This is a genomic window from Desulfosporosinus sp. OT, assembly GCF_000224515.1.
In the GTDB taxonomy this organism is placed as follows: Bacteria; Bacillota; Desulfitobacteriia; order Desulfitobacteriales; family Desulfitobacteriaceae; genus Desulfosporosinus.
Genome location: NZ_AGAF01000154.1, coordinates 1 through 1,563, shown reverse-complemented (window position 1 = coordinate 1,563; position 1,563 = coordinate 1). Strand labels below are relative to the sequence as shown.

General features: G+C 45.4%; 1 protein-coding gene. It reads left to right on the top strand.

Going from position 1 to position 1,563, the window contains the following annotated elements; all coding sequences use genetic code 11:
- Positions 1 to 1,190: hypothetical protein (locus DOT_RS31085; protein WP_242833839.1), on the top strand; the 1,190-nt coding region annotated here is incomplete at its 5' end.
- Between the last annotated feature and the right edge of the window lie 373 nt (positions 1,191 to 1,563).

Below are 1,563 nucleotides of genomic sequence, written 5' to 3'. Positions count from 1 at the left end.
ATGCCAAAACTCAAGGTGAGCTGCAAATCCTCTCCAACAGTCTTCGCTTGAAAATCCTTGTCTATCCGCAGAAATATGCCCTGACCATGTCCAGCACACAGGGTATTCGCCTGTCGGCACAATATGAGAAAGCAAACGGTCTGGGGCAATACTCTGCAAACAAAGGGAACATTGAATATTCCGCAAGCAGCGGACGACTTCTGACCTGGGATAATGCCGGCGGCAAAATAACGGAAAAGGGGACCAGGGCTGAATTCCCGTCGGGGACCCCGGCCTATTGGAGTCCGCTTAATATGGTCAGTCAATTCAGTACGAATAAGCAAAGTGAAATCCCTATATCGATCACGGTCAGTCAAAACGGAACAAAAGTTGCTGAAAAACGAGTTATCATCCACTTTGACGGTTCAACTTTTTTTACTGTTGAACCCTCCGTCGATGTCATCATCACGGACAGCCTGCAGCTGCTGTCTCCAAATGCAGACACGATCGATGAAGCTGTCAGCCGGGCTGTTAAAAGTCAGGGGAAAAGTTATCTGGCCGGGGAAGTGGTTACCGAGGGACATATTATTCTCGATAGCGAGGAAAAAGACGGTCAAGTCAAAGTATATACCATTGCCAGTATTGGCTGGTTTGGCTTTGAAAACGGAATTTTCACCACGGTCAGCGGCAGCGGTGCCATTCCAACGGTTATGACGTTTTCCCAAAATGAAAGCGGTGCCTATGTTTTGCTCCAATACCAGGAACCACAGGATGGCGCCCTTTACTCGGGTTCCCTCAAAAAGATGTTTCCGCAAAAATTATGGCCGGAAGCACTGACAGAAGGAAAGCAGTACTCAGAGCTTGTCATCCAAAAGGAAGAGCAGGCGGCGGCCTACCTGAAAAGTATCGGTCGGGATGCGAAAGTCAGTGCCGGTTATGTCGAGAGAAAGTTGGTCGATATCAATGTTGAAGCTTCCAATAAGCTGTTTGCTGAATTGACAAAACATAATTCTTTCCTTAATAGTTGTCCCTATTGGATTGGTTCCAGAGAATTGGTTGAAAACGGGGTGCGATATATTTACAAGACTACCCAAAGCAAAACCGCCGACGGGTACGATCTAATTATTTTCCAAAAGAACAAAGAGGATGGTAGCATCGTCACGGAGTCCAAATTTAAGATTGTTGGAAATGAACCGCAGCTGATAGATTGACGTGAGTTCAGCAAAATTGACAAAGCCATTCTTAATTTCATGTTTGTTCTCAGAAACAGTTTGAAGGTACTTTTAAAGGGGCACCCTTCTTCAAAGGCGCTCACGTTCAATGAGGCAGGTACGCTAAAGTTCATTTCTTGTCCATGCCAATACAGTTGCCTGGGCTGAATCGGTCTGGTCAGTGAAAGGTGGCCGGCTGAGACTTGTCAGTGAGAGGATCAATGCCTATAGGAAACCTAAATGAAAAAGGTAAACTCTTCATTGCTGGCGAAAGAACTTATTGATGTTCAGATAATTATAGTAAGTGGAGGCTGGATGGCATGGATAGAGGTGAATATTGAAAAATGGTATCATTACAATGAAATCGGCTGCT